22 protein-coding genes are annotated in these 26,848 nt (G+C 69.4%); 6 read left to right on the plus strand and 16 right to left on the minus strand.

The genetic code is table 11. The features are described 5' to 3' along the window. Positions 1 to 189 (minus strand): hypothetical protein (locus tag J2Y46_RS17805; protein WP_310244130.1); only part of this gene is annotated, 189 nt, incomplete at its 3' end. Between the two features lie 327 nt (positions 190 to 516). Between J2Y46_RS17805 and dapD the strand changes: the two genes are divergently transcribed. After that, entirely contained in the window at positions 517 to 1,473 is a 957-nt protein-coding gene (gene dapD, locus J2Y46_RS17810) for a 2,3,4,5-tetrahydropyridine-2,6-dicarboxylate N-succinyltransferase (protein WP_310244134.1), read from the plus strand. Positions 1,474 to 1,565: 92 nt separating this feature from the next. Here dapD and J2Y46_RS17815 read toward each other — a convergent pair whose 3' ends face one another. Beyond that, entirely contained in the window at positions 1,566 to 2,135 is a 570-nt protein-coding gene (locus J2Y46_RS17815; protein ID WP_310244137.1) for a helix-turn-helix domain-containing protein, read from the minus strand. A gap of 175 nt (positions 2,136 to 2,310) precedes the next feature. On the opposite strand from J2Y46_RS17815, the gene J2Y46_RS17820 reads away from it, so the two are divergent. Further along, a complete protein-coding gene (locus tag J2Y46_RS17820; RefSeq protein WP_310244139.1) occupies positions 2,311 to 3,750 on the plus strand; it encodes an MFS transporter in 1,440 nt (479 codons plus the stop codon). A gap of 74 nt (positions 3,751 to 3,824) precedes the next feature. Here the strand turns inward: J2Y46_RS17820 and J2Y46_RS17825 are convergent, their stop codons facing one another. The 6 genes from J2Y46_RS17825 to J2Y46_RS17850 all read right to left on the minus strand — a co-directional run bounded on the left by J2Y46_RS17825 (position 3,825) and on the right by J2Y46_RS17850 (position 8,311). Beyond that, complete coding sequence (locus J2Y46_RS17825) at positions 3,825 to 5,123, minus strand: citrate synthase (protein ID WP_084695376.1); 1,299 nt, start codon at positions 5,121 to 5,123, stop codon at positions 3,825 to 3,827. Positions 5,124 to 5,311: 188 nt separating this feature from the next. Beyond that, positions 5,312 to 6,433: a succinyldiaminopimelate transaminase gene (dapC, locus tag J2Y46_RS17830; RefSeq protein WP_310244143.1), complete on the minus strand. Its 1,122-nt coding sequence runs from the start codon at positions 6,431 to 6,433 to the stop codon at positions 5,312 to 5,314. Position 6,434: 1 nt separating this feature from the next. Beyond that, positions 6,435 to 6,755, minus strand: coding sequence for a ferredoxin (gene fdxA / locus J2Y46_RS17835; RefSeq protein WP_018170155.1), 321 nt, complete (start codon positions 6,753 to 6,755; stop codon positions 6,435 to 6,437). A gap of 49 nt (positions 6,756 to 6,804) precedes the next feature. Further along, positions 6,805 to 7,170 carry a DUF6113 family protein gene (locus tag J2Y46_RS17840; protein ID WP_310244147.1) on the minus strand — a complete coding sequence of 122 codons (366 nt, stop codon included), beginning with the start codon at positions 7,168 to 7,170 and terminating at the stop codon, positions 6,805 to 6,807. Positions 7,171 to 7,238: 68 nt separating this feature from the next. Beyond that, a complete protein-coding gene (locus tag J2Y46_RS17845) occupies positions 7,239 to 7,553 on the minus strand; it encodes an AzlD domain-containing protein (RefSeq protein ID WP_310244150.1) in 315 nt (104 codons plus the stop codon). Continuing rightward, positions 7,550 to 8,311, minus strand: coding sequence for an AzlC family ABC transporter permease (locus tag J2Y46_RS17850; RefSeq protein ID WP_310244154.1), 762 nt, complete (start codon positions 8,309 to 8,311; stop codon positions 7,550 to 7,552). Before J2Y46_RS17850 ends, J2Y46_RS17845 begins: the two co-directional genes overlap by 4 nt. A 231-nt stretch (positions 8,312 to 8,542) precedes the next feature. Between J2Y46_RS17850 and J2Y46_RS17855 the strand changes: the two genes are divergently transcribed. After that, on the plus strand, positions 8,543 to 10,612 hold the full coding sequence (locus J2Y46_RS17855) for a hypothetical protein (protein ID WP_310244157.1): 2,070 nt from the start codon (positions 8,543 to 8,545) through the stop codon (positions 10,610 to 10,612). Between the two features lie 64 nt (positions 10,613 to 10,676). Here the strand turns inward: J2Y46_RS17855 and typA are convergent, their stop codons facing one another. Both typA and J2Y46_RS17865 read right to left on the minus strand, forming a co-directional pair. Further along, positions 10,677 to 12,590, minus strand: coding sequence for a translational GTPase TypA (gene typA / locus J2Y46_RS17860; RefSeq protein ID WP_310244159.1), 1,914 nt, complete (start codon positions 12,588 to 12,590; stop codon positions 10,677 to 10,679). Between the two features lie 89 nt (positions 12,591 to 12,679). Further along, positions 12,680 to 14,437, minus strand: a complete 1,758-nt coding sequence (locus J2Y46_RS17865; RefSeq protein WP_045296159.1) for an ABC transporter ATP-binding protein — start codon at positions 14,435 to 14,437, stop codon at positions 12,680 to 12,682. 38 nt (positions 14,438 to 14,475) lie between these two features. On the opposite strand from J2Y46_RS17865, the gene J2Y46_RS17870 reads away from it, so the two are divergent. After that, the gene (locus tag J2Y46_RS17870) at positions 14,476 to 15,081 is read left to right on the plus strand and encodes a hypothetical protein (RefSeq protein WP_045296158.1); all 606 of its coding nucleotides are present in this window, start codon (positions 14,476 to 14,478) and stop codon (positions 15,079 to 15,081) included. A 14-nt stretch (positions 15,082 to 15,095) separates the two neighbouring features. On the opposite strand, the gene J2Y46_RS17875 is transcribed toward J2Y46_RS17870, so the two are convergent. The 3 genes from J2Y46_RS17875 to J2Y46_RS17885 form a co-directional block, all read right to left on the minus strand. After that, positions 15,096 to 16,250: an ABC transporter permease gene (locus tag J2Y46_RS17875; RefSeq protein WP_310244167.1), complete on the minus strand. Its 1,155-nt coding sequence runs from the start codon at positions 16,248 to 16,250 to the stop codon at positions 15,096 to 15,098. Then, positions 16,250 to 17,785 (minus strand): ABC transporter permease, encoded by a 1,536-nt coding sequence (locus J2Y46_RS17880; RefSeq protein WP_045296156.1) that lies wholly within the window; start codon positions 17,783 to 17,785, stop codon positions 16,250 to 16,252. The genes J2Y46_RS17875 and J2Y46_RS17880 overlap by 1 nt, the downstream gene beginning before the upstream one ends. Before the next feature lie 159 nt (positions 17,786 to 17,944). Next, a complete protein-coding gene (locus tag J2Y46_RS17885) occupies positions 17,945 to 19,723 on the minus strand; it encodes an ABC transporter family substrate-binding protein (protein ID WP_245619473.1) in 1,779 nt (592 codons plus the stop codon). 163 nt (positions 19,724 to 19,886) lie between these two features. On the opposite strand from J2Y46_RS17885, the gene J2Y46_RS17890 reads away from it, so the two are divergent. Together J2Y46_RS17890 and J2Y46_RS17895 are read left to right on the plus strand one after the other, a co-directional pair. Beyond that, positions 19,887 to 20,756, plus strand: a complete 870-nt coding sequence (locus tag J2Y46_RS17890; RefSeq protein WP_310244170.1) for a CPBP family intramembrane glutamic endopeptidase — start codon at positions 19,887 to 19,889, stop codon at positions 20,754 to 20,756. A 361-nt stretch (positions 20,757 to 21,117) separates the two neighbouring features. Beyond that, on the plus strand, positions 21,118 to 21,987 hold the full coding sequence (locus tag J2Y46_RS17895) for a hypothetical protein (protein ID WP_310244173.1): 870 nt from the start codon (positions 21,118 to 21,120) through the stop codon (positions 21,985 to 21,987). A 451-nt stretch (positions 21,988 to 22,438) separates the two neighbouring features. Here J2Y46_RS17895 and gcvP read toward each other — a convergent pair whose 3' ends face one another. The 3 genes from gcvP to gcvT are packed head-to-tail and all read right to left on the minus strand — an operon-like array spanning position 22,439 to position 26,825. Further along, positions 22,439 to 25,330, minus strand: coding sequence for an aminomethyl-transferring glycine dehydrogenase (gcvP, locus tag J2Y46_RS17900; RefSeq protein ID WP_310244176.1), 2,892 nt, complete (start codon positions 25,328 to 25,330; stop codon positions 22,439 to 22,441). Then, the gene (gcvH, locus tag J2Y46_RS17905; RefSeq protein ID WP_045296801.1) at positions 25,327 to 25,710 is read right to left on the minus strand and encodes a glycine cleavage system protein GcvH; all 384 of its coding nucleotides are present in this window, start codon (positions 25,708 to 25,710) and stop codon (positions 25,327 to 25,329) included. Before gcvH ends, gcvP begins: the two co-directional genes overlap by 4 nt. Further along, positions 25,707 to 26,825 carry a glycine cleavage system aminomethyltransferase GcvT gene (gcvT, locus tag J2Y46_RS17910; RefSeq protein WP_310244181.1) on the minus strand — a complete coding sequence of 373 codons (1,119 nt, stop codon included), beginning with the start codon at positions 26,823 to 26,825 and terminating at the stop codon, positions 25,707 to 25,709. Before gcvT ends, gcvH begins: the two co-directional genes overlap by 4 nt. Between the last annotated feature and the right edge of the window lie 23 nt (positions 26,826 to 26,848).

Genomic DNA, 26,848 nt, shown 5'->3' on the forward strand with positions numbered 1-26,848 from the left:
GTTCAACCATGACCAAAAACGAATATCAAACTGACATCCATGAATTGATCCAAAAAAGACCCCCACCAACCAAAAAATGGTCGACAGAGAAAAAATTGGCATTTGACAAGTGCACGCTGTTGAGTTCTCAAAGATCGGACGCACCAACGATCCGGCTTCACAGCCATCACCGCAGGGCAACTTCACCATCTTACACATCCGGTTCTGCTTGTCAACTCGACTCAGTCAGGCGCAAGACCTCACCGCAGCCGGAGGCCAGCAGTCACAGAAGTGGAAGAAACCCATCCTAAACCGGAACCCGGCTCGCTCGCCAGGAGCAGTTCGGATGGGGTGGTTCGCTACTTGAGGGGAGACAGACCCTGAGGCCTTCCGCTCTACCCTTTGGGGCGAACAGCAAGAAGATTACGCGGATCCCACCCGGCGGTCGAATCAGCCCCACATCCCGGGCGTGTCGCGCCGCTCCTCGCCCGGAAACACGCGGAACTTCAGCTGGCCCCGCGCGCTAGCGTTGAAGGCATGACCGATGAACGATGGGTGTGGGGCGTCGGCCTCGCGACGACCGCCGAAGACGGAACCGTGCTCGACACGTGGTTCCCCTCCCCCGCTGCCGGACGCATTCCACTGGGCTACGACCCTCAGATGCCGCCGGACGAACTCGACCGCCTCGCTGTGGCCGACGAACGACGCGCCGTCACGGCGGAGGTCGTCGCGATCGAGACGGACCTCGATGCCGCGCCGACCTCGACTCCGGACGCGTATCTGCGCCTTCACGCACTCTCGCACCTGCTCGTGCGACCCAACGAGGTGAACCTCGACGGGATCTTCGCGCACCTGCCGAACGTGGCGTGGACCAATGCGGGACCCATCCATCCCGACGCGCTGACGCGTCTGCGTCCGTTTCTCGCTCGCGAGGGCATCCAGGTGCAGGGACTCGACAAGTTCCCCCGCCTGCTCGACTACGTCACGCCGCCCGGCGTCCGCATCGCCGACGCGTCCCGCGTGAGGCTCGGTGCATACCTGTCGCCCGGCACCACGGTCATGCACGAGGGCTTCGTGAACTTCAACGCCGGCACCCTGGGCCAGAGCATGGTCGAAGGACGCATCTCGCAGGGGGTGGTCGTGGGCGACGGCAGCGATATCGGCGGCGGCGCCTCGATCATGGGCACGCTCTCCGGCGGCGGCACCCACAAGGTGTCGGTCGGCGCCCGCACGCTGCTCGGCGCGAACGCCGGCATCGGCATCTCGCTCGGCGACGACTGCATCGTCGAGGCCGGGCTCTACGTGACCGCGGGCACCAAGGTCGTCCTGGCGGACGAGCCCCGTCGGGCCGACGGGACGCTTCCCACGGCGAAGGGTGCGGACCTGTCCGGCAGCGATGGGCTGCTCTTCCGCCGGAACTCGCTCACCGGAGCGGTCGAGGCCGTGCGCCGCGCAGGCGTGGGCGTCACGCTCAACGAGGCGCTCCACGCCTGAGTCCTGCACGCCGAGACCGCTCCGTCACCCACGACGGGGCGGTCTCGTCGTTGCGGGCACTGGTCGACACGCACGCACGTGGGCCGGACACCTCAGCGGCGGATGGCGTTGATCGCGAGATTGAGAACGCGTCGGCGCTGAGCCTCGTCGTCGAACGAGGCTACCGCCGCGACCCCGGAGACGAGCTTCACCACGTCGCCGATCGAGATGTCGGGGTCGACGTCGCCTGCCGCCTGCGCCCTCTCGAGCAGCGGCTCCCCTGCGGAGAGCATGATGGTGCGGCACTCCGCGAGCACGGGTGAACGTCGGTTCAGCCCATCGAGCAGCGCGTGTTTGGTGCCGACGTACGCGACGAACCGGTCGAGCCACGCGCGCAGCGCCTCCCACGGCTCGAGGGCGGAGACCTCGTCGGCGGCCCTGACGAGCGCGTCGACCTCGCCCAAGTAGAGCGTCTCGATGAGGTCGTCGCGGGTCGGGAAGTTGCGGTACAGCGTCCCGATCCCGACGCCGGCCCGGCGGGCGATGTCTTCGAGCGACGCACCGGATCCCTCTTCGGCGAACGCCTCACGTCCGGCGGCCACGAGCGCATCGAAGTTCCTGGCGGCATCGGCCCTCTGCGGACGACGTGCATCCAGCGCAGACACCCCTTCGACCACTGCCATGACTGCACCATTCCGATCTGTACCCGAGCCGCGCCCTCCGGCGTCGGCGAACCTCGTGGTTGCGAAACGGAGGGCCCCTCCGCTAATGTCAAAAAGCGGAGGCATCCTCCGTTCGGAGACCTCCCTCCACTTTATCCCGCATTCATCGGATCCGCACCCATCGGAAGGCCCGTCGATGCCCACCGTCCCGTTCACACCACGCGCGGCGTTCGCGGCGATCGCTCTCAGCGTCGCGTCACTCGCACTGCTCCAGAACCTCGTCATCCCCGTCATCCCCCTCATCGCCGCCGACTTCGGCGTCACGGCGGATGCGGCATCCTGGACCAACACGTCCTGGCTCATCGCCGCGGCCGTCGCCACTCCCCTGCTCGGACGGATCGGCGACCTCCGTGGCCGCCGCAACACGTTCCTGGCGGTCCTCGCCGTCGTCGCGATCGGCGACGTCGTCGCATCGTTCGCTCCGACCCTCGAGGTGCTCATCCTCGCCCGCGTGCTCCAGGGCGTCGGCGGCGCGCTGTTCCCGCTCGCGTTCGGCCTGCTCCGCGATGTCATGCCCCGCCACCAGCTCACCGGCGCGATCGGCGCCACCAGCGCCATCATCGGCATCGGCGGCGCGGCGGGCAGCGTGCTCGCAGGCCCCCTCGCCGAGCTCCTCGGGTGGCACGGGATCTTCGCCGTCCCGTTCGTGGCAGCGGTCGCTGGCATCGTGCTCACCATGATGCTCGTCCCGCCGGCGGGCCTGCGGGCAGTCGGCCGCGTCAACGTCCTGTCGGCCGTTCTGCTGTCGGGCTGGCTCATCGCGCTGCTCGTTCCGCTCAGCTCCGGTGCACGCTGGGGCTGGACCGCGCCGCTCACCCTGGCGCTGTTCGCTGCGGCCGCGCTCCTCATGATCGCGTGGGTGGTCTCCGAGCTCCGGTCTTCGGAGCCGCTCGTCGACCTGCGTCTGATGGCCTCGCGCGCGATCTGGCCCGTCAATGCCGCCGCGCTCCTCATCGGCGCAGCCGCGTTCGGGTTCTGGGGCTACCTTCCCCAGTTCCTCGAGACGCCGGTGAGCTCGGGATGGGGTCTCGGCCTCGGCGTCCAGGGCGCCGGAGTGGCACTGCTCCCGCTCCTCATCGGAATGTCGAGCGTCGGATTCGCAACGGGTGCGATCGCCCGGGTCATCCCGCTGCGGCTCATGATGGGACTCGGTGCGCTGCTCATGGCGGGCGGCGTCGTGTTCGCCGTCGTCGACCACCAGACCCTTGTCACGCTGGCGATCGCGGGCGGCGTGTTCGGGCTGGGCATCGGCCTGGCGTACGCGTCGACGGCGAGCATCATCGTCGAGAGCGTGCCCGCCGACCGGACTGGGATCGCGACCGGCGTCAACGCCAATCTGCGCACCATCGGATCGGCGATCGGCTCCGCGTTCACGACCGCCGTAGTGTTCGGCGCGGTCGAACCCGGCGGCACCCCCGCGCTCGACGGCTACGCCGTCGCCTGGCTGACCCTGGCCGCGGGAGCGGTGGTCGCCGCGGCCCTGGTGCTGACCGTTCGGCCACGTGCACGGACGGATGCCGCGGCCCAGGGCTCGCTCGAGAACGCCGACGAAGCGGCGCTCTCCGAGGTCGGCTGACTCACCGGATCACGACCCCGCTCGACGACGATGCCGCGCCCCCACTCGGGGGCGCGGCATCCGTCACTTCCTGGTCAGGAAAGACCCGGGTAGTTGCGCTCCGCTGCGCCGATGTACAGCTGCTGCGGGCGGCCGATCTTGGTCTGCGGGTCGCTCGCGGCCTCGCGCCACTGCGCGAGCCAGCCGGGCAGGCGCCCGATGGCGAACAGCACCGTGAACATGCGTGTCGGGAAACCCATCGCCTTGTAGATCACGCCGGTGTAGAAGTCGACGTTCGGGTACAGGCGGCGGTCCTGGAAGTACGCGTCGTTGAGCGCGATCTCTTCGAGCTCCTTCGCGAGGTCCAGCAGCGGGTCGCTCACGCCGAGAGCCGACAGCACCTCGTCGGCCGACTCTTTGACCAGCTTCGCGCGCGGGTCGTAGTTCTTGTAGACGCGGTGCCCGAAGCCCATGAGCTTCACGCCGTCTTCCTTGTTCTTGACCCGCTCGACGAAGCGCTGCACGCTCTCACCGGAGTCGCGGATGCGCGCCAGCATGTCGAGCACGGCCTCGTTCGCGCCGCCGTGCAGCGGACCGTAGAGCGCATTGATGCCGGCCGAGATCGACGAGAACTGGTTCGCACCGGTCGAGCCGACGAGGCGAACCGTCGACGTCGACGCGTTCTGCTCGTGGTCCTCGTGAAGGATGAGCAGGCGCTCGAGAGCACGCGACATCACCGGATCGACCTCGTAGACCTCCGACAGGACGCCGAAGTTGAGCTTGAGGAAGTTGTCGACGAACCCCAGCGAGTTGTCGGGGTACAGGAACGCCTGGCCGATGCTCTTCTTGTGCGCGTACGCCGCGATCACAGGCAGCTTCGCGAGCATGCGGATCGTGTTCAGCTCGACGTGCTCGGGATTGTTGGGGTCGGACTGGTGCTCGTAGTACGTCGAGAGCGCGGAGACCGCCGACGACAGCACCGACATCGGGTGCGCGGTGTGCGGCAGCGCCGAGAAGAAGCGCTTGAGGTCCTCGTGCAGCAGCGTGTGCCGCCGGATCTTCTCGTCGAACTCGGCCAGCTGGTCGGCGGTCGGGAGCTCGCCGTAGATGAGCAGCCACGCGACCTCGAGGTACGTGCTGTTCTTCGCGAGCTGCTCGATCGGGTAGCCGCGGTAGCGCAGCACGCCCTCGTCGCCGTCGATGTACGTGATCGCGGACTTGGTCGCCGCGGTGTTCACGAAGCCGTAGTCGAGAGCCGTGTAGCCGGTCTGGCGGGTGAGGGTGGAGAGGTCCACGCTCGGTGTGCCGTCGGTGCCCCGCAGAAGCGGGAACTCGGCGGTGCTGCCACCGATCGTGAGGGTGGCCTTCTCCTGGTGGGTGCCCGCGTCGCTCACGGCGCCTCCTCGCGATTTCTGGTCGTACCGGGGGTGTCGTCCAGTCCTGTGCGGCGCCATGGAACGGGCTGCAGCAGAACGGAGGGGCGGGACGGGGGATGCCGCGTCGCCGCGTTCTTACAGCCTAGTGCGCCGCCGCGCCTACTGTTGACACGGCCAAAGGCCTGCGGCATCCGATAGAGGAATCCTCAGATCGAGATGTCTGATGCCGCGCGCAGGCGTTCGGCGGCCGCGGCGATGCGTTCGTCGGTCGCCGTGAGGGACAGCCGGACGTGCTGCGGGAAGTGCGTGCCGTAGAAGTGGCCGGGGCCGGCGAGGATGCCGAGATCGGCGAGACGCCCGAGGCTCTCCCACGCGTCGCGCCCCTCGGTCGCCCACAGGTACAGACCCGCCTCGCTCGCGTCGATGCGGAATCCGGCCGCCTCGACCGCGGGGCGCAGCACGTCGCGTCGCCGTCGGTACAGCTCCTTCTGCGCCGCGACGTGGACGTCATCGTCGAGGGCGGCGGTCATCGCCGTCTGGACCGGGAGCGGGAGCATCAGTCCGAGGTGCTTGCGCGCCGTGAGCAGGCGCGCGATCACGACGGGATCGCCGGCGAGGAACGCCGCCCGATAGCCGGCCAGGTTCGACTGCTTGCTCAGCGAGTAGACCGAGAGGATGCCGCGCAGGTCGCCTCCGGTCACGCGAGGGTCGAGCGCCGAGGGCACCGGTTCGGCGTCCCACGGGGCATCCCACCCCAGTTCTGCGTAGCACTCGTCGGACGCCAGCACGGCCCCGAGCTCACGGGCACGTCCCACCGCCGCGCGCAGGGTGTCGACGTCCAGCACGCGGCCGTCGGGATTGCCCGGGGAGTTCACCCACACCAGACGGGTGCCCTCGGGCCACTCCGCGGGATCGTCGGCGGCGACGGGCGTGGCGCCGACCAGCCGCGCGCCGACCTCGTAGGTCGGATAGGCCGCGCGGGGATGCACGACGACGTCGCCGGGCCCGAGGCCCAGCAGCAGTGGGAGGAGCGCGACGAGCTCCTTCGATCCGACGGTCGGGAGCACGTTCTCGGGGGTCAGCCCGGGGACGCCACGGCGACGGTCGTACCAGTTCGCGATGGCCGCCCGCAGCGCGGGGGTGCCGACCGTCTGGGGGTACGCATGCGCGTCGGTTGCGGCGCGAAGCGCGTCCGCGACGACGGCGGGCGTCGCATCGACCGGTGACCCGATCGACAGGTCGACGAGGCCGTCGGGGTGGGAGCGCGCGCGGGCGGCATACGGCGCCACGGCGTCCCAGGGGTAGTCGGCGAGGTCAGCGACCCCCACGTCAGTGTTCCTGCGGCGGGAGCGCCTCGATGATCGGGTGATCCTTGTGGATGACGCCGACCTTGGCGGCGCCGCCCGGGGAGCCGATGTCGTCGAAGAACTCGACGTTGGCCTTGTAGTAGTCCTGCCACTCGTCAGGCAGGTCGTCCTCGTAGTAGATCGCCTCGACGGGGCAGACGGGCTCGCAGGCGCCGCAGTCCACGCACTCGTCGGGGTGGATGTACAGCGATCGGTCGCCCTCGTAGATGCAGTCCACGGGACACTCGTCGATGCAGGCGCGGTCCTTGACGTCCACGCAGGGAAGGGCGATCACGTACGTCACCTGGCCAGTCTAGCCGCGACCTCCGATCAGGATCCGCCGTGCGACGAGCTCACTCCGTCCGGGGGATGCGATCCGGCCAGGCCACGGCCAGCGCCACGAGGATCGGAACCGCGATCGTCCACACCAACCCGAGTTCGGACTGCGGCACGACGACCGAGCCGCCGGGGCCGCTGCCCGAGAAGACGAGGGTCGACAGCATCATTCCGGCGCCGGTCGCAAGGGTCGCCCAGCGGTCGGAGGTGAGCAGACGGACGGCGACGAGCAGGGCGCCGGAGCCGATCACAGCGAGGATCAGGCCCAGGGGGAACCAGCCGATCGCGTACGCGTGGGCGACCGTGCCGGCGACGCCGTACACCAGTCCCACCAGCAGGGCGACGATCCAGCTGCCGATGCGGGCGGGGACGGAAGGGCGCATGCCCTGATCGTACCGACCTCACCTGTGCGCCTCTCCCCTCTCGACGGCGATCGGGGCCGAGGCGCCCGCTACGCCGCCCAGCCCCAGAGGCGCAAGAGTGCCGCGACGAGCGCCGCTGCGACCACCACGACGAGGAAGGGCGCCCGAAGCATCAGCAGACCGGCGGCGACGAGCACCGCGGGGACGCGTGCATCCACCACCACCGCCTGCCCTGCGCCGAGGGTCTGCACGGCGACGAGCGCGGCGAGCAGCGCCACGGTGAGGAGATCGGCGATGCGCATCGGCGTGGGGGCCTCGACCCACCTCGCGGGAATGAGGTACCCGACGGTCTTGAGCGCGACGCAGATGATCGAGGCCACGAGGATGGCCGTCCACATGTTCACGGCAGCCCCTCCCTCTCGGCGACGTCGTCGGGTTCGGACTCGACCCGGTCGTCCTTGCCGAGCCAGTTCGTCCAGCCGACCACGATTGCGACGAGGGCCGCGATGATGACCGGGAGACCGGGCATGAGCACGGGCGTGAGGACGGGCGCGACGACAGCCGCTGCCACGCCCACCACGATGGGCTGGCGGGCGCGCAGGCGCGGCCACAGGAGGGCGAGGAACGCCGCCGCGGCGGCGGCGTCGAGTCCGTACGCCCGGACGTCGCCGAGCACGTCGCCGAGCAGCGCGCCCGCGAGCGTCGACAGGTTCCAGCCGATGTAGATCCCGATGCCCGTCACCCAGAACCCCAGGGTCCGGGCGTGCGGTGAGCGCTGAGCGAGCGCCACCGCGGTCGACTCGTCGATGGTGAACTGCGCCGCCGCGGCGCGGCGCCACAAGCCCGCACCGATCACCGGAGACATCCGGATGCCGTAGGCGACGTTGCGAACCCCGAGGAGCGCCGCGGATGCGATCGCCGCGGGCACGGCGGCCAGTCCTCCGGCGCCCACGATGCCGACGAAGGCGAACTGGGATCCGCCGGTGAACATCACGAGGCTCAGGACGCATGTCTGCCAGACATCGAGCCCCGCCGTGACCGCGAGAGCGCCGAACGAGATGCCGTACGCACTCGTCGCCAGCGCGACACCCAGCCCCTCGCGGACGGCCCTGCGGCCTTCGCCGACGCTGGGGGCATCGTCGAAGTGCGGGTCGAGGGTCACCTCGTCATGCTACCGACCGTCCCACACGGGGCGCCGGGCCGCGCTCGGGTCGGTGGCCTCGTCTGGCGGGACGGCCGCCCACGGGGAACTCTCGGGGACGCAGCATCCGGGGATTGCGCTTTCCGATTTGGCTTGCCATGCTGGGCGGTGAACCGCAGAAAACGCTTCCTCAGCTTCACAGCCGCCCCGCGTCGTCCTCATCACGGATTCTGCACAGGACGAGGGAGTCCCATGCGAACACCGTTCCCCCTGCCCGAGCGCGCCGCGCCGTCGCCCTTCCGACGACCGCGGGCACTCTCCGTCGTCGCCGCCGTGGGCCTGGCCGCAGCGCTCGCGCTGCCCGCCTCACCGGCGACCGCTGCAGCCGCGGAATCCGGTACGGCACCGTCCGTAGACCTCGGCCGTCAGGTCATCGCGCCCGACGATGGCTGGGCCTCGTGGAGCGGCGACACGTACCCCGAGCGCGCACAGCGCCTCGCCGCGCCGACCACGGGGGGCTCCGCCGCCTCGCCCGCGGACGTGTACGTCGCCGGCACGTGGCAGGAGCTGCGCGACGCCCTCGCCGGCAGGGCGAGCGGATCGCAGAACGACGCGCGCTACAACACCGTGCCGCGCATCGTTTACATCACGGGCACGCTCGACCCGTGGCTGCGCTCCGACGGCACGCGGACGACCTGCGACGACATCGCCGCGCAGATCACCGTCGCGGGATCCGGCGCGCCCTTCTCGATGGACGACTACATCGCCGCGTTCGGACCCGGGGTCGATCCCTCCGGCCCTCTCGAGGCCGCTCGCGTAGAGGCCGCGGCGCTGCAGGCGAGGCTCACGCTGCAGCACATCGGCTCGAACGTCACTCTTGTCGGCGTCGGCGACGACGCGCATGTCGTCGGAGCGTCGCTGCGAATCCGCGACGCCTCGAACGTCATCGTGCGCAACCTCTCGCTGTCCGACGCGTACGACTGCTTTCCCCAATGGGATGCCAATGACGCGGGCGGCAACTGGAACTCGGCGTACGACAACCTCTCGGTGTGGACATCGACGAGCGTGTGGATCGATCACAACACGTTCGGCGACGGCGACCACCCCGCGGCGAGCCTCGACACGGTCTACGGGCGTCCGTTCGAGGTGCACGACGGGCTCGTCGACATCACCCACGGCTCCGACCTCGTCACCATGTCGTGGAACTGGCTGCAGCATCACGACAAGACCGACATCATCGGCTCGTCGGACTCGCGCCTGCAGGATCGGGGCCAGCACCGCGTCACGCAGCACCACAATCGGTGGACCGACATCGGCCAGCGCGGCCCGCGCGTGCGCTTCGGCGACGTGCACGTCTACAACAACCTGTACGAGCAGACGGATGCCACGACCCGGGGCTCGTCGGAAGGCTACGACTTCTTCCAGTACTTCTGGGGAGCGGGTCGCGAGAGCAGCATCGTCGCCGAGTCCAACGCCGTCGAGCTGATCGACCCCGCGAGCGCCTCGCGGATCATCGCCGGCTGGGGCGGCACCGAGCTGTCCGCCACCGACACGCTCGTGAACGGGGAGATCGTCGACGTGCTCGCGGCGTACAACGCCGGCGCCGCCGCCCCGCTGTCCCCCGCGGTTCGGTGGGATCCCGCTGACGCCTACGCGTACACGCTCACACCGGTCGGCGACGTCGCCGAGACGGTGCGTGCGGGAGCCGGCGCGGGCGTGCTCGCCTCGGGCACGCCCGTCGCCACCGGCGCGCCGGGCGCGTTCACGCTGTCGCACGACAGCGGCTGGGACACGGGCCTGCGCGACGGCGACTACCGGGTGACGGCCGACCTCTGGTGGGGTCAGAACGCCACGGTGGTCAAGCTCTACGAGAACGGCACGCTCGTCGGCGCGCAGTCGATGGCCGGGGCGTCCCCCGCCGCGCAGCGCACCGCGTTCGACATCGCCGGCAGGACGAACGGCATGTACGCGTACGAGCTCGTCGCGCTCAACCCCCACGGCGAGTCGCGGTCGCGGAAGCTCACGGTGACGGTGACGGATGCCGCACCCGCCATTGCGGCACTGAGCGTCTCCGGCGTCCGGACCGGCGACGTCACGATCACGGCGAACCTGTGGTGGGGCACCAACGCGAGCGAATACGTGCTGTTCCAGGACGGCGTCGAAATCGATCGTCAGGCTCTCACGACCGCGACACCCAACGCCCAACGCGCGACGACGTCGCTCGGCGCACTGTCTCCCGGCACGTACGAGTTCACGGCGGTGCTGTCCAACGCCGCGGGATCGACGACGGCGCGACCGATCACGGTGACGGTGAAGGGCTGACAACGACGGATGCCGCGACCCCGCGCATCGAAAAGGCGCAGGGCCGCGGCATCCGTGTCACTGCTTACGCGTTGGCGTCCTGGCGCTTGAGGCGCGAGGCGGCGCGGCCGCGCTCGGTGGCGTCGAGGATCACCTTGCGGATGCGCACCTTCTCGGGCGTCACCTCGACGCACTCGTCGTCGCGCGCGAACTCGAGGCTCTCCTCCAGCGAGAGCAGGCGCGGCGGAGTCATCGACTCGAACGCGTCAGCGGTCGACGACCGCATGTTCGTGAGCTTCTTCTCCTTGGTGATGTTCACGTCCATGTCGTCGGCGCGCGAGTTCTCGCCGACGACCATGCCCTCGTAGACCTCTTCGGTGGGCTGCACGAAGAAGCTCATGCGCTCCTGCAGGGCGATCATCGCGAACGGCGTGACGACACCCGAGCGGTCGGCGACGATCGAGCCGTTCTGGCGGGCGACGATGTGGCCTGCCCAGTCGTCGTAGCCGTGCGAGATCGCGTTGGCGATGCCGGTGCCGCGCGTCATCGAGAGGAACTCGGTGCGGAAGCCGATGAGACCGCGCGAGGGAACGATGAACTCCATGCGCACCCAGCCCGTGCCGTGGTTGACCATCGTCTCCATGCGGCCCTTGCGCGACGCCATCAGCTGGGTGATCGCGCCGAGGTACTCCTCGGGGGCGTCGATGGTGAGGTGCTCGAAGGGCTCCTTGATCTTGCCGTCCTCACCCTTGCGCGTGACGACCTGGGGCTTGCCGACCGTGAGCTCGAAGCCCTCGCGGCGCATGTTCTCGACGAGGATCGCGAGGGCGAGCTCACCGCGACCCTGCACCTCCCACGCGTCGGGACGGCCGATGTCGACGACCTTGAGCGAGACGTTGCCGATGAGCTCGCGGTCGAGGCGGTCCTTCACCATACGGGCGGTGACCTTGTGACCCTTGACCTTGCCGACCAGCGGCGACGTGTTCGTTCCGATGGTCATCGAGATGGCGGGGTCGTCGACGGTGATCGCCGGGAGCGGGCGGACGTCCTCGGGGTCGGCGATCGTCTCGCCGATCGTGATCTCCTCGATGCCGGCGATGGCGACGATGTCACCGGGGCCGGCCTCTTCGGCGGGGTAGCGCTCGAGGGCGCGGGTCTTGAGCAGCTCGGTGATGCGGGCGTTCGAGTGCGTGCCGTCGTGACGCACCCACGCGACCGTCTGGCCCTTCTTGAGCGTGCCGTTGAAGACGCGAAGGAGGGCGAGGCGGCCGAGGAACGGGCTCGAGTCGAGGTTCGTGACCCACGCCTGCAGCGGCGCCTCGTCGTCGTATGCCGGAGCCGGAACGTGCTCGAGGATCGCCTCGAACAGCGGCTCGAGATCGGCGTTGTCGGGCAGCTCGCCATTGGCGGGACGGGTGCGGGATGCTGCGCCCGCGCGCCCGCTCGCATACACGACGGGCACGTCGAGCAGGGCGTCGATGTCGAGGTCGGGCACATCCTCGTGAAGGTCGGACGCGAGGCCGAGCAGCAGGTCGTGAGCCTCTTCCTCGACCTCGGCGATGCGCGCGTCGGGGCGGTCGGTCTTGTTGACCAGGAGGATGACGGGCAGCTTCGCTTCGAGCGCCTTGCGCAGCACGAAGCGGGTCTGCGGGAGCGGGCCCTCGCTCGCGTCGACGAGGAGCACGACGCCGTCGACCATCGACAGGCCGCGCTCGACCTCACCTCCGAAGTCGGCGTGGCCGGGCGTGTCGATCACGTTGATCGTGACCGGGACGTCGGTGTGGGCGCCGTTGTAGGTGATCGCGGTGTTCTTCGCGAGGATCGTGATGCCTTTTTCGCGCTCGAGGTCGTTCGAGTCCATCGCGCGCTCTTCGACGTGCGCGTGCTCGCCGAACGAGCCGGTCTGGCGGAGCATCGCGTCGACGAGGGTGGTCTTGCCGTGGTCGACGTGAGCGACGATAGCCACGTTGCGGAGGTCCGGACGGAGGGCGCGCGCCATGAGGGAATCCTTGAAAGAGAATGGGGATGCCGGAATGCCGGCATCCCCATTCTATTGGGCGCTGCTGTGTATCGCCTTTCGGCGGCGGATCAGCCCTCCAGGCCCGCTTCGAGCAGCGCTGCACGCGCCTCGCGGCGCACGCGCTGCTCCTCGGGGTCGGGCACCGGGATGGCGGCGATGAGGCGACGCGTGTAGTCCTCCTTGGGCGCGCGGAGGATCTGCCCGGTCGCACCCTGCTCGACGATCTTGCCGTGGTGCATCACGATGATGCGGTCCGCCAGCGAGTCGACGACCGCCAGGTCGTGGCTGATGAACAGGCACGCGAAGCCCATGTCGGCCTGGAGCTGGCGAAGCAGCTGCAGCACCGTCGCCTGCACCGACACGTCCAGCGCCGAGGTGGGCTCGTCGGCGATGAGCAGCTTGGGCTGCAACGACAGGGCGCGCGCGATGCCGACGCGCTGCTTCTGACCGCCCGACAGCTCGTGCGGGTAGCGGTTGCGGTAGGAGCGCGGGAGCTCGACCGAGTCCAGCAGCTCCTGCACACGCACGTCGAGCTGGCGGCCCTTCGCGACGCCGGCCAGCAGCATCGGCTCCCCGATCGACTGGCCGATGGGCAGACGCGGGTTGAGCGACGACGACGGGTCCTGGAAGACGATGCCGACATCCTTGTGCACCTTGTGGAGGAGGCGCCGGTCGGCCTTGGAGATGTCGGAGCCGACGACCTCGGCCCTGCCTTCCGCGATCGGCAGCAGGCCGATGGCGGCGCGACCGACTGTGGTCTTGCCCGAGCCGGACTCGCCGACGAGGCCCGTGACCTCACCCGGGTAGATCGAGAAGTTCGCATGCTCGACCGCCCGGAAGGCGGGCACGCGCCCGCGCTTCGGGTAGTCGATCGCAACGTCCTGGAAGTCGAGCACGGGGGCGCCCAGGCCCTGGCGGCGCTCAGCGTCCTGGCGCGCGGCGACCTCGGCCAGGCGGATCACCGACGTGTCGCCGGCGAGGGCGGCCGTGGTGTCGATCGACTCCCCCTGCGCGTCGCCGATGCGGGGCACCGCTGCGAGGAGCTGCTGCGTGTAGGGGTGCGTGGGGCGGTTGAACACCGCATCGACCGAGCCGCGCTCGACGATCTCGCCCTTGCGCATCACGACGATGTCGTCGGCGATATCGGCCACCACGCCCATGTCGTGCGTGATGATGAGGATCGCCGAGTCGAGGCGGTGCCGGAGGTCCCGCATGAGGTCGAGGATCTCGGCCTGCACGGTCACGTCGAGGGCCGTGGTCGGCTCGTCGGCGATCAGCAGCTGAGGATCGCACGAGATCGACTGCGCGATCATGGCGCGTTGACGCTGACCACCCGACAGCTGGTGCGGATACGAGTTGAACGCCTTCAGCGGATCGGGCAGCTCCACCATGTCGAGCAGCTCCAGCGCGCGGGTGCGCGCGGCACTCGGCGTCATGCCCTGGTGGATGCGCAGGGTCTCGATGATCTGGAATCCGACCGTGAACACAGGGTTCAGCGCGGTCATCGGCTCTTGGAAGATCACCGCGATCTCGCGGCCGCGCACACGACGCAGGTCGTCCTTGCGGAGGCCGAGGATCTCGCGCCCGGCGAGCTTGACGCTGCCGGTCACCCGGGCGTTGGACGGCAGGAGCCCGAGCATCGCCATCGAGCTCGCGCTCTTGCCGGAGCCGGACTCGCCGACGATCGCGAGGGCCTTGCCCGACTCGACGGAGTAGTTCAGCTTCTTCGCTGCCGGCACCCAGTAGTTGTCGACGGCGAAGTCCACGGACAGGCCGCTCACTTCCAGCAGCGGACTGCCGGTCACGGGAGTGGGGGACGCGTTCATTTCATGGTCCTTGTGGGATCGATTGAGAGAATGAGGGGGTGACCGACCGTGCGATCCGCATCGACTCCCGTTTCAACCGCATTGCTGCCGTCATCGTCTGGAGTCTTGCGGCGCTCGCAGTGATCACCGCCGTATGGAGCGCGGACCCGCGGCTGACGTGGGTCTACGCCGCAGCCCCGCTGGCGGCTCTGCTCGGCTGGATGGCGCTGTGGCGCCCCTGCGTCGAGGTGTCGGATCGCGGTGTGCGCATCGAGAACGTGAGCCACGACGTCGATGTGCCGTGGGAGGCCCTCGTGCACGTCGAGACGGCACGCGCACTGACGCTGCACACGCCGTCCGGCAGCTTCACTGCCTGGTCGGCGCCGGCGCCCGGCTTCTTCACCACGATGATGGGCAACGCGAGGGCCCGCCGCGAGGCGAGCGCCGCCGGTGGCGACGCCCGCCCGAGCGACCGCATGGGCACCGACTCGGGCAACGCGGCTCTCGTCGTGCGAGAGTCGTGGCGCAGCCGCCTCGATGCCGGTCAGGTGGAACTCGGCGTGGCCGATGAGACGCCCGTCAAGCGCCACTGGCACGTGACGTTCCTCATCGCGTCGATCGTGCTCGCCGCGGCGTCGATCGCGCTGATCATCGCCACCGGCTGAGAGCCTGGCGCGCATCATCCGCGGCGATCCGGGTCGGGCGCGATCTCGTCGTCGAGGACATCGTCGGGGCGGTCGCTCGTGACGCCCTCGACGATCGCCGCACCGCCGGCCGTGACCAGCGCACCCTCGGGCACGTCGGCGGTCGTGCCGGCCACGATGACCGCATCCTCCGGGAGATCCTTGACCTTGCGGAAGACGATGCGCTTCTGACGCGGGTCGAACGCATCACGCAGGCCGTCGCCGACGAAGTTCACGAGGAGCGACAGGATCACGATGAACGCCGCCGGCCACCAGAACAGCCACGGGCGCGTCTGGAACGCCGACTCGTTCGCCGAGATCAGCAGACCCAGCGACACGTCCGGCGCGCGCACGCCGTACCCGAGGAACGACAGGGACGTCTCGAGGATGATCGCTGCAGCGATCAGCAGTGTCGTCGCCACGATGACCACGCCGATCGCGTTCGGCAGGATGTGCTTGAAGATGATGCGGACATCCGATGCGCCGGCCACGCGTGCCGCCTCGACGAACTCGCGCTCACGAAGCGTCAGGAACTCCGCGCGCACGAGTCGGGCGATTCCCGTCCAGACGAAGAATCCGAGGAACAGCGCCAGCAGCAGCGGACCGAGGTTTCCCACCGCCGATCCGACGACCGCGCCGATCACGATCACCGGGATCACGATGACGATGTCGGTCAGGCGCATCAGCACCGCGTCGACCCACCCACGGTAGTAGCCCGCGAGAGCACCGACCACGACGCCGAGGAAGGCGCCGATGAGGCCGATGATGAACATCATGTAGGACGAGTTGACGAGGCCGCGCATGACCATCGCGAAGTAGTCCTTGCCGACCGTGTTCTGGCCGAACGGGTGATCGCCGAGCGAGAACGGCCAGAGCGTCAGCGTGGGCTTGCCGCCGTTGCTGATCGGGATCAGCTCTTCGTAGTTCCACTTCCACCAGCCCGGGATGGGGCCGATGCCGGTCGCCGAGATGGCGAAGCCGACGATGAGGACGAAGAGGATCGCGCTGACCACTGCCGGCTTGTGGGCGATGAAGCGCCGGAACGTCAGGCGTCCCTGGCTGATGCCGCGTTCGTCGGCGGTCTGGACGTGCACGCCTCCGTCGGAGGGGGCGGTAGGTGGCTCGAGGGCCGGATCGATGGGGATCGACATTACTTGACCCTCACTCTCGGGTCGATCGCCGAGTACGCGAGGTCGGCGAGGAAGTTGAACGTGATGGCGAACACTGCGATGACGACGAAGTACGCCATGACGGGGTTCGGGTCGGCGTGCTGCAGACCCTGGTTGAACAGCGCGCCCATACCGCTGAACGCGAAGATGCGCTCGGTGATGATCGCACCACCGATCAGCGCGCCGACATCGGCCGCGACGATCGTGGTGATCGGGATGAGCGAGTTGCGGAACGCGTGGCGCACGACCACGGTCCGTTCGGGGAGACCCTTCGCGCGAGCCGTGCGGATGTAGTCCTGGTTCAGCGTCTCGAGCATGCCGCCACGCGCATAGCGCGTGTACGCCGCGAACGAGATCAGCATGAGGCTGATGGTGGGCAGCAGCAGGTGGGTGAAGGTGTCGATGCTCTGAATCCACCAGTCGCCCTGCAGGTTGGGCGTCTGCGAACCGATGGTCGCGATCGGGCGCCCGTTCACCTTCGGGTTGTTGACGTACGAGTTCCAGTTCTGCATGAACTGATCCAGGACGATCACGCCCATACCGAGCAGACCCGAGAGCACGCCGATGCGGATCGCCTGGCCCTTGTCGTACTCACCGAGGAACCAGCCCGCCGCCGCGCCGACGAGAGCCGCCGCCACGAACAGGGCGAGGACCCCCCAGCCGTTGAACGACTTGAGGAACGGCTGCAGCACGAAGTACGCCGCGATGAGCACGATCGCGGTGACACCGGCGGTGCGCCACGCGTAGCGCGCACGGGGTCCGGCGATGATGAGGACCATGCCCGCCGCGAACGCCGCGATCAGCAGCGGCGTGAGGATCGGTCCGAGCGACGGGTTGAGGAACCACGCCGTCACACTCATGCCGTAGAGCATCGCTCCGCTGGTCACCACGGAGGCGGCGAAGACGATCAGGCGGCGCTGCCTGGGTCCGCCGATGATCGCCTGCCAGAAGACGCCGGAGACGAGACTGAGTGCGATGATCCACGGCCATGTGAACACCGGACTGTCGAGCCAGTCGTTGAAGCCGAGGGCGAAGAAGACCTTGAGGAGAACACCCATCACGAACGACGGCAGCGAGTAGAACAGGAAGCTGGCGAACGTGAACGAGTAGTCGATCGCGCTGTACTGGCGAAGCGCCGACACGATGCCGACGAGCACGCCGAGGACGATGGCGAGGATCGTCGAAGCGGTGACGAGCTGGAGCGTCGCGCCCATCGCACGTGCGAGGACGATCGTCACCGGCTGGTTCTGGATGGTGACGCCGAGGTCGCAGCCGCCGAACGGGATGACGCAGCGTGCGGCGCCGAGCAGCCAGTTGAACCAGCGGACGGGGATGGGCTGGTCGAGGTTCAGCCACGCGATGCGCTGTGCGATCAGCGCGTCGCGGTTCGGGCTGTTGGAGGCGTACAGGTCCTCGAGCGGGTCTTTGGCAAGAGCCACGAGGGTGTACATCAGGAAGGATGCGGCGATGAGGATCAGGATCGAAACCCCGATGCGCCGCAGAACGAAGCTAAGCACTGGGCTGGCCCTTCATGCAGAAAAGGTAGCAGGCGGGCGACGACGGCAGCAGAGGCCGGGCGTCGGGTTCGCCGGCTGGGGACGGGAAGACACACGCACGGGGCGCCGGGCTGTTAGCACCCGACGCCCCATGGCGTGGTGTTTCAGATCGTCACCGGATTAACCGGTGACCGTCCACTCCCAGAAGTTCCAGAACACACCGGTCTGGTTGCCCATGAAGGTGATGCCCTCGACGCGGTCGGTGTGCGCCTCAAGGCCGGGGCCCTGGAAGAGCGGCAGACCGTACGCGTCGGAGAACAGCTCGGTGTCCGCCTCGATCGTCATCTCGTCGATCTTGTCGGTGTCGAGCGTCTGCGGGATCGTGCGAGCGATCTCGTCGACGGTGTCGTTGGCGTACTTGTTGAAGTTGCTGCCACCGAAGCTGGCGAAGATCTGCGGGATGGTGCCGTTGCCGACACCGGGCGAGATCCAGCCGAAGATGACGGCGTCGTAGATGTCCGAACCGAGCTGCGCGCTCCAGTCCTCACGGCCCACATCCTCGATCACGAAGCCGGCCTGCGAAGCCGAGGCCTGGATGGCCTCGAACGCCGCGACGCGGTTCGGGTTGTTGATGTTGTACATGAGGCGGATCGTCGGGGTCGCACCGGCGAGGAGCTCCTTGGCGCCCTCGATGTCGACGTCGGCGTACGCGTCCGAGCCGTTGGCCGCGACAGCGTCCTCGTACGGCTTCTGGGCCGGGATGAAGAGGTTCGAGTTGAGAACCTCAGCCTCGGGGTTGACGGGCTTGATGAGCGTGTCGACGAGCTGCTGACGCGGGATCGTCTTGAGGAACGCCTCGCGGACGTTCTTCTCGGCGAAGGGGCCGGCGAACGTCAGGTCGAGGTGGTCGTAGTTGAGCGCATCGCCCTGGAGGACCTCGACGCCGTCGATCGCCTGCAGCGCGGTGAGGGTGTCGCCGCTCGCCTGCGGGGCGATCACGTCGACCTCGCCGTTCTGGAGGGCGGTCACCTGAGCCTGAGCGTCACCGATGAAGCGGATGACCATCTCGGAGAACTGCGGCTTGAGGTCACCGGTGTACTTGTCGTTGAGCTTCAGCGTCATCGACTGCGTGGGCTCCCACGAGTCGATGATCCACGGGCCGCTCGAGAGGTACAGCGACGGGTCGTCCGGCAGCGACGTCATGTCGAAGCCCGAGTTCCAGAAGTCAGCCGCAGCCTTGAGCGTCTCGTTGACCGGAGCCGGAGCAGCGGCGTCGCCGCGCGGGCTGGTCAGGATCGTGTCGATGAGCTCCGCCTGGTCGACGCCGGCCTTCTCGGCGACGACGTGGACCGGCTGGTCGATGAGACCGACGATGTTCCAGTCGACGAAGGGGACGTCGTACTCGAGCGTGAGCGAGAGCTTGTCATCGGCGACATCCGTGATCGTCGAGGCGTTGACACCCTCGGTGCTGCCCGCGTACGCGAAGTACTTCGTGCCGCTGACCGGCTCACCCGACTCGGGGTCGAGCGTCGCGTCGTCGAAGATGCCCGAGGTCGCAGCCCAGCCGAAGATCAGGTCGTCGGTCGTGATGGGCTCGCCGTCGGACCACTCGAGGCCGTCGTTGAGGGTGTACTTGACCTGGAGGGGGTCCTCGCTGACGACCTCCATCTTGCCGAACGACTCGTCAGGGACGACCTCGTAGGTGTCGCTGACGTAGTAGAAGCCGGCGCGGGTCAGGTAGTTGACCTTGCCGTTGATGTCGAGGTTGCCGTTGTCGCTGTTCGAGTTCGTACCCGTGAACTCGTTCACCTCAGCGATGGTCACCGCGGCGTCGGCGGTGTCCCCGGTCTCCTCCGTCGCCGGTGGGGTCGTCGAGCAGCCGGCGAGGACCAATGCGGTCACGCCGACGCCCGCCGCGACTCCGAGTGCGCGCATGCGCCACGTCGTCTTGTCAGACACTTGTGTCTCCTCTGTGCAGGGTAATGCGCGCGGATCCGGCCGGAAGCCGGACCTGCGCGCGGATGGGAAAACGATAAGCACCGGTTGTGAGATGGTCAAAACGATCGGCGAAAACGTTACAGAGCCTTAACTCAATCGACGCGGAGTGTGACAATCTGACAAGATGACGCCGCCGAACCGGCCCACAGGTCAGAGGGATTCGACTACCCTTTCGCCCCTCACGCCGTATGACCGCCGACGCCTCACGTGGGAGGTCTGGATCGTCCTCGCGATCACGGTCGGCCAGTCCGCGCTGTACTCGGTGCTGTCGCTCGTGCGCAAACTCCTCGCGCCCGTTCCGCTCGGCCAGCAGCAGACCCAGGTGAACCCGTCGAGGGACGCGCAGGCGGTCTGGGATGTCGTGTACCAGGTGCTCGCCGTCTTCTTCGCGCTCGCCCTCGTGGCGCTCGTCGTGTACCTGCTGTGGGAGCCCGGCAGCAATGCGCTGCGCCGCATCGGGCTGGACTTCTCGCGGTTCGGCGGAGACCTCGGCCGCGGCATCCTCCTCGCCGCGGTCATCGGCGTGCCGGGGCTCGCGCTCTACGCGGCCGGGCGCGCGCTCGGGATCACGGTCGCAGTGGTCGCCTCTCCCCTCGACGCGGCGTGGTGGACCGTGCCGTTGCTGGTGCTGTCGGCACTGCGGGCGGGATTGACCGAAGAGGTGATCTTCATCGGCTACCTCTTCGACCGGCTGCGACGGTTCGGCTGGAACGACTGGGCCATCATCCTGACCTCCGCCGGCTTGCGCGGCGCTTACCACGCCTACCAGGGCATCGGTGCGATCGTCGGCAACTTCGTGATGGGCGTGGTCTTCGGCTGGTGCTATCGGCGCTGGGGTCGCATCATGCCGCTCGTGATCGCGCACACGCTCCTCGACGTCGTCGCATTCGTGGGGTATCCCCTGGCCGCGGCGCTGTGGCCCGGCGTCTTCGCCCCGATCCCGGCCCCCACCCCCACCCCGACGCCCACCCCGACCCCGACTCCTGTGTCCTGAGCTCTGCGCGAGCCCGGCCCCGCAGCATCCGTCCGCGCTGCCTCATCTCCGCGAGAATCCATCGGGAGGACGAGAGCTCGGGCAATGCCCACAGCTTCGTCCGCCCGTTGGATTCTCGCGCTGGGGGCGATGGTGCGCAGGGCCTCCTCCACAGGGGGCGGGGAGGCGGCGGGGGCCCACAGGTAGGCGTTCACCGGCGCGCGAGACCGCCGGGGGACGCGATCGTGGACGGATGCCGATAGTCGAGGGCGCGCTCGCTGCCCGGCCCAGTCCGGTACCGCTGTTCCGAACTGAGGAGGTGCCCCATCCGGAACGTGCGATCGCGCGGGGCGAGCTCCAACGTGTGCGGGCAGGGGTCTATGTGCCTGCCGGCGCGTGGGCCCAGCTCGCACCATGGGATCGTTACCTCGCCCGAGTGCACGCCGCGCTGCTCCAGCACCCCGGGCTGATCCCGACGCACGAATCCGCCGCCGCACTCTACGGCGCAGCGGTCTTCGGCGATCCCCTCGTCGTCCATGCTCTTGCGGCCTCGCGGACATCCTCGCGCCTGGTCGGCGGCATCCGTTGGCACACGACGACCGACGAGCGCGAACTCGCCGAGATCGGCGGGTTCACAGTCTCATCGCTCGCGGAGTGCGCCGTGGATCTCGCCCGCGCACGGCACCCCGCGATCGGTCTCGCGGTGGCGGATTCGGCGCTTCGCCTCGACTCCGCATTGGACCGGGCGGGTGTCGAGAGGCTCAACGAAGCGCGCGCGAGCAGCCGCGGCCGACGGCTCGCGCGTTGGCCGCTCTCTCGGGCGACGTCCTCGTCGGAGACGCCCTTCGAGTCGGTCAGTCGCGCGGTGATCGAGTGGCTCGGGTACCCGGCGCCAGAGCTCCAGCGGACATCGATGTCATCGTCAGGAATCGAAGACCGGGCGGACTTCGCATGGCCGATCGAGTCGGTCCTCGCAGAAGCGGACGGCGATCTCAAGTACGACGGCCGATTCGGCGACCCGCGTACCCTCCTCCGGCGTCAAGCAGCCAGGGACACGCGTCTTCGCGAGCAATGGCGCGTTGTCGTCCACTGGGGCTGGACCGAGGCCACCACCATCTCGCCGCTGCGCGGCATCCTTCGCGGAGCGGGCCTGCGACCGTGCGCCCCCGAGAACGCTGCGGCGCTGCTCTCGCTGAAGCGGGCCATCGCATCGCGCGCGCCTCACCCGACATCCCCGACCCCCGACGCCTGAACGCCCGCCCTCGCTCCGCTGCGCGGCCGTCGCCGTCGTCGTCGCCGTCGTCGTCGTCGCCGTCGTCGTCGCCGTCGCCGTCGTCGCCGCCACCGTCGTCGCCGCGAGAATCCATCCGGAGGACGAGACCTTGGGCGTTCTCCGAGGTCTCGGCAATCAGATGGATTCTCGCCGCCCGGGGGGGGTGGGGCGGACCCAGCGTGAGCGGGCGGGCCCGGTGCGCCGGTGCCCAGGCCCGGGCACCGGCGCACCGGCGGGCCGGCGCGGCGGAGGCGCCGGCGGCCGCCGCCCGGGCCCGAGCGGGCGGCGGGCGCGTGGGTCGGGGCAGGGCGGCGGCCCACGGCCCACGCCTAGGCACGGACACCGGTGGGAGGGCGCGAGCGCGAGGGGACAGGGGGACGACAGAGCGACGGGATGCCGCGGGCACCGGCATCCCGTCGCTCGGGGTTCGTCAGGCGAAGGCCTCGATGGGCGGGCAGGCGCAGACGAGGTTGCGGTCGCCGTAGGCCTGGTCGATGCGGCGGACGGGGGGCCAGTACTTCGTGCGGACCAGGGTGTGGATCGGGTACACGGCGGTCTCCCGCGAGTACGGGTGGTCCCACGAATCGGAGACGACAGACTCGGCGGTGTGCGGGGCGTTCGCGAGGGGGTTGTCGCCCTGGGGCCACTGGCCCGCGGCGACGCGGTCGGCCTCGGCCTTGATCGCGATCATCGCCTCGATGAAGCGTTCGATCTCGCCGAGGTCCTCGGACTCCGTGGGTTCGACCATGAGCGTGCCCGCGACCGGGAACGACATCGTCGGGGCGTGGAAGCCGTAGTCGATGAGGCGCTTGGCGACGTCGTCGACCGAGACGCCGGTCGCCTCCTTGAGTGGACGGAGGTCGAGGATGCACTCGTGGGCCACGAGCCCGTCCTCGCCGGTGTAGAGCACCGGGTAGTGGTCGCGCAGCCGCACCGCGATGTAGTTCGCGGCGAGCACGGCAGCCGCGGTGGCGCTGCGCAGGCCCTCGGCGCCCATCATGCGGACGTACGCCCACGAGATCGGGAGGATGCCGGCCGAGCCGTGCGGTGCGGCCGAGATCGGTCCGCCGTCGAAGACGCCGCCGGCGTGGTCCTTGCGCTGCGACAGCGGATGCGACGGGAGGTGGGGCGCGAGGTGCGCCTTCGCCGCGACCGGCCCGACGCCAGGACCGCCGCCACCGTGCGGGATGGCGAACGTCTTGTGCAGGTTGAGGTGCGAGACGTCGCCGCCGAGGTCGCCGAAGCGCGCGTAGCCGAGCAGTGCGTTGAGGTTCGCGCCGTCGACGTAGACCTGGCCGCCGGCGTCGTGCACGGCCTGCGTGATGTCGAGCACGTCGTGCTCGTAGACGCCGTGCGTCGACGGGTACGTGATCATCAGCGCCGCGAGCTCGTCGGCGTGCGCCGCGATCTTCGCGCGCAGATCGTCGAGGTCGACGTTTCCGGCCTCGTCGCACGCGACGACGACGACGCGCATGCCCGCGAGCACCGCGGACGCCGCGTTCGTGCCGTGCGCCGACGACGGGATGAGGCACACCGTGCGGTCGAGGTCGCCGTTCGCACGGTGGTAGCCGCGGATCGCCATGAGGCCGGCGAGCTCGCCCTGCGAGCCCGCGTTGGGCTGCAGCGAGACCGCGTCGTACCCGGTGACCTCGGCGAGCCACACCTCGAGCTGCTCGATCATCGCGAGGTAGCCGTGCACGTCGTCCTCGGGTGCGAACGGATGCACGCGCGAGAACTCGGGCCACGACACGGCGGCCATCTCGGTCGCCGCGTTGAGCTTCATCGTGCACGAGCCCAGCGGGATCATGCCGCGGTCCAGCGCGTAGTCGCGGTCGGACAGCTGGTTGAGGTAGCGCATCATCGCCGTCTCGGACCGGTGCGAGTTGAACACCGGGTGCGTGAGGAACTCCTCCACGCGGTGCAGCCCGGCCGGCACGCCCGCCAAGGGCGCAGCATCCGTGAAGGAGAGCACGCGCTCGCCCTGCTCGCCCGCACCGAGGAACTCGTTCTCGGGCAGGCCGAACGCCCACGCGACCGCGGCGAGATCGTCGGCCGTGGTGGTCTCGTCGACCGAGACCCCGACCGTCGCATCGTCGACCCAGAAGAGCTGGTAGCCGCGCTCCCGGGCGCGATCGATCACGCGGCGAGAGGCCCCCGGCGTGGCGACGCGGATGGTGTCGAAGAACGCGTCCGACCGCAGCGACAGTCCGTACGAGCGCAGCCGGGCGGCGAGCGCCTCCGCCTTCTTCGCGACATCGGTCGCGATCGCGCGGAGGCCGTCAGGGCCGTGGTAGACGGCGTACATCGAGGCCATGACGGCCAGCAGCACCTGCGACGTGCAGATGTTGGACGTGGCCTTCTCGCGGCGGATGTGCTGCTCACGGGTCTGCAGCGCGAGGCGGTAGGCGGGGTGCCCGGCGGCGTCCTGCGAGACGCCGACGAGGCGGCCGGGCAGCTGCCGCTCGAGTCCCTGGCGCACGGCCATGTAGCCGGCGTGCGGACCGCCGAAGCCGAGCGGCACGCCGAAGCGCTGTGTCGTTCCCACCGCGACGTCCGCGCCGAACGAGCCCGGCGAGCGCAGCAGCGTGAGGGCGAGGAGGTCGGCTGCCGCGACGACGAGCGCGCCGGCGACGTGGGCGGCGTCGACGACCCCGGAGGGGTCCCACACGTGGCCCGACGCGCCCGGGTACTGCACCAGCACGCCGAACAGCTCGTCGGGAAGGGTCGCACCCCGGGCGAGGTCGAGCTCGACGAGCTCGATCCCGACCGCGGCGGCACGATGCGCGAGCAGCGCCCTCGTCTGCGGCAGCGCGTCGGCGTCGACCACGAACACGTTCGAGGCGGACTTCGAGCCGCGCCGCGCGACCAGCATGCCCTCGACGACGGCGGTCGACTCGTCGAGCATCGACGCGTTCGCGGTCGCGAGCCCGGTGAGGTCGGTCACCATCGTCTGGAAGTTGATGAGCGCCTCCAGACGCCCCTGCGAGATCTCCGGCTGATACGGCGTGTACGCGGTGTACCACGACGGGTTCTCGAGCACGTTGCGGGCGATCACCGACGGCGTGAGCGTGTCGTAGTAGCCCAGCCCGATCATCGGCCGCGCGGCGCGGTTCTGCGACGCGAGCACGCGCAGCTCGGCGAGAGCCTCGGCCTCGGTCGCCGCAGGCGGGATGTCGCTCGTGGCACGGGGCTTCACCTGGATGGATGCCGGAACCGCCGCCTCGACGAGCGCGTCGACGCTGTCGTAGCCCAGGGCGTCGAGCATGATGCGCTGGGCCGCGGCATCCGTCCCGATGTGACGGTCGGCGAACAGGCCCGTCATTCGGCGCCGCCCGTGAGCGAGATGTACGCGTCGCGGTCGAGGAGGTCGGCCACGGACGCGGGGTCGACCGTGATCTTGACGAGCCAGCCGGCGCCGAACGGGTCCGCGTTCACGAGCGACGGATCGTCGACGACGGCGTCGTTGACCGCGACGACCTCGCCGGTCAGCGGCGCGTAGAGCTCGCCGACCGACTTCGTGGACTCGATCTCGCCGACGACGGTGGCCGCGGTCACCGAACTGCCCACGGCCGGCAGCTCGACGAACACGACGTCGCCGAGCTTGTCGGCGGCGTACGAGGTGATGCCGACGGTCGCGACGTCGCCGTCGAGGGCGACCCACTCGTGCTCGGCGGTGTACTTGAGGGCGGTGAGATCGGTCATTTGTTCCTCCGGTAGAAGGGCAGGTCGGTCACTGTCGCGGGGATGCGGGTCCCCCGCACGTCGATGAAGAGCTCGGTGCCGGGAGCGCTCGCGGCCGGCGAGACGAACGCCATCGCGATGGGATGCCCCAGGGTCGGGCTGAGCGCGCCGCTCGTGATCTCGCCCACCGGGGTGGCGGTGTCGGCGCTGTCGAACACGGCGTAGCCGGCGCGGCCGGCGCGGCGTCCCTCACCGGCGAGCCCGACGAGCACGGGGGCGTCGGATGCGACCACCGCGGACAGGCCCGCCTTGCCGACGAAGTCCTCCTTGCCGACCGCCACGACGCGGCCGAGGCCGGCCTGGGCGGGGACGATGTCGAGCGACAGCTCGTGGCCGTACAGCGGCATGCCGGCCTCCAGGCGCAGCGTGTCGCGCGCGGCGAGTCCTGCGGGGACGAGGCCTCGCGGCTCGCCGGCGGCGAGCAGGGCGTCCCAGAGCGCGGCCGCGGCACTGTTCGGCACGAGGAGCTCGAAGCCGTCCTCGCCGGTGTACCCGGTGCGCGCGATGAACAGGGGCTCGCCATCGAACGTCCCGGACGACCACGCGTAGTAGCCCAGGTCGGCGAATGCGGGGGCGACACCGGCGATGCCCGCCGTCGCCTCGACGATCTCCCGCGCGGCGGGTCCCTGTACGGCGATGAGGGACATGTCGTCGGTCTGGTCCTCGAGCTCGACCTCGAAGCCGTCGATGCGGTCGGCGAACGCCGCGGCGACGGCATCCCGATTCCCGGCGTTGGCGATCACGAGGAACCGGTCCTCGGCGAGGCGGTAGACGATGACGTCGTCGACGATGCCGCCGGACTCGGCGAGCACCAGCGAGTACTTCGCCTTGCCGACGCGCATCGGCGAGAGGGCGCCGGCGAGCGCGTAGTCGAGGAACGCGCCCGAGCCCGACCCGCTCACGAGGAACTCGGCCATGTGCGAGATGTCGAACAGGCCCGCGCCGGTGCGCACGGCGTGGTGCTCGGCGAGGTCGGAGCTGTAGCGCACGGGCATGAGCCAGCCGCCGAAGTCGGTGAAGGAGGCGCCGAGCGCCTCGTGGCGGTCGTGCAGGGCAGTCGTACGGAGTTCCGTCATGAGTTCTCCCGGTCGCGGACGGG

It is taken from the genome of Microbacterium sp. BE35, from assembly GCF_031457705.1.
Classification (GTDB): domain Bacteria; phylum Actinomycetota; class Actinomycetes; order Actinomycetales; family Microbacteriaceae; genus Microbacterium; species Microbacterium trichothecenolyticum.